The sequence below is a fragment of the Paraburkholderia humisilvae genome (genome assembly GCF_902859855.1).
Lineage (GTDB): Bacteria > Pseudomonadota > Gammaproteobacteria > Burkholderiales > Burkholderiaceae > Paraburkholderia > Paraburkholderia humisilvae.
The window spans coordinates 1-1,496 of record NZ_CADIKH010000323.1 but is presented as its reverse complement, the minus strand read 5'-3'; the positions used below and the strand labels follow the sequence as shown (position 1 = coordinate 1,496).

Below are 1,496 nucleotides of genomic sequence, written 5' to 3'. Positions count from 1 at the left end.
GCCGTAGATCGATGCAACACGCAAAAGGTCCGGCACGCTTGCCGCCCCCGAGGGAACCGTGTTCGATTCCCGTTTTTCTTTGTCCGAACTTGCCACCATGCTGAGGGACATGTCGTCCCGGATGGAGCGGAAGTTGCGGACGCGGAACTCGACTAACATGGTCGCCTCCGTTGTTTGGATGACCATTTTGCACAAAACACGCAAAAAGACAACTCAAATTTTATCGAGGCGGCGTTTCGGGCGGTTTTTCGGCGGATGCAGGTGGTCGCTCCGATCAGTAGAATGAAAGCTTTCCGACGCGGCGCACGGGCACCGGGCGGAGATCCGGACGGAGGCGCAGATGTGCGGACGATACTCACACGGTCAGAAGGATCTGTTCTACGTCGAGCCGCTGATGAGCGACGCGCTCGATCCGCGCTTTGCCGATCTGCCCGAGATCTTCAGGCCGAGCTGGAACGTTTCTCCGGGCACCCAGCAGCCGATCATCGGCCCGAAAGGTCCACGGCTGGAAACATGGGGCTTCCGGCCAGCGTGGGCCGTGACGCGCAAGGTGCCGATGATGGTCAACGCGCGGCTCGACAAGGCGAGCACGAGCACATGGAAAAGCCTGTTCACGTCGGGTAGGGTGCTGGTGCCCGCCGACGGTTGGTATGAGTGGTTGCCGGTCGCGAGCAAAAAGCAGCCGTACTTCATCCAGGCGAACACAGGACCGCCCGTGTACTTCGCCGGGCTGAGCAGCGCGCGTCCGAGCAGCGAGTCCGCTGCGGCGCCGGGCGTCGTGTACGGCTTCGTGATCGTCACCGCGCCGGCGGAAAGCGGCATGCTGGAGACGTCCATGACCGACGGCCGCTGGTGCTGACCGCTCGAGGAAGCAAAGGTGTGGCTCGATCCCGCGACGACCTTCGACGAGGCAGTCCACCTCGCCAACAATGCAGGCAAGTCCTCCGACGACTTCCACTGGTTCAAGGTGTCGCCCGGCGTCAACCGGACCGGCAATGACAGCTCCACATTCAACGATCCGATCGACGACGCGGGCAGCTGATCAAGAGCCTCGCCCGACAAGCGTCGGCGCATTGGGATGCGCTACCGGCGGTGACCTATAGATTTTGTCCGCGCGGCTTATTTCAGCGTCGATCATTCGAAGCAGCTGGTTAAGCTTCTTCATGCGCACAATTTGCGGTTGGTCGTTCTCGGTATCTATGCGGCATGCGTCGGCAACGGCGCGGACCTTCGGCAGCGCGTAGCGCTGGGCCTGTACCTCGAATATCAAGCGGCGTACGTCGTCGGACTGATACCGCCGGTACCAAGCGCGTAATTCGTCATATTTCGGCGGCTTGAAAGGGGGCAGGATCATACGAACGCTCCGCAGATATACTGTATATGCGTACAGGTGCGACCTGCAAAGTCGCTATTGCAACTGTCCTGCCGATAGCACATGGATGGGACCTGCTGTTCTGCCAGCAGTAGCCTACTCGATCGTGCGTCGCTGGTAACGG

The 1,496-nt window shown here is 60.7% G+C and carries 3 protein-coding genes; 2 read left to right on the top strand and 1 reads right to left on the bottom strand.

The annotated features are described in order from the left end of the window. Positions 1-340 precede the first annotated feature (340 nt). Positions 341-859: an SOS response-associated peptidase family protein gene (locus HV796_RS42265; protein WP_246356402.1), complete on the top strand. Its 519-nt coding sequence runs from the start codon at positions 341-343 to the stop codon at positions 857-859. An 18-nt stretch (positions 860-877) separates the two neighbouring features. After that, positions 878-1,042, top strand: a complete 165-nt coding sequence (locus tag HV796_RS45250; protein ID WP_246356401.1) for an SOS response-associated peptidase family protein — start codon at positions 878-880, stop codon at positions 1,040-1,042. Here the strand turns inward: HV796_RS45250 and HV796_RS42260 are convergent, their stop codons facing one another. Beyond that, on the bottom strand, positions 1,043-1,354 hold the full coding sequence (locus tag HV796_RS42260; protein WP_175233547.1) for a hypothetical protein: 312 nt from the start codon (positions 1,352-1,354) through the stop codon (positions 1,043-1,045). Positions 1,355-1,496: the final 142 nt, after the last annotated feature.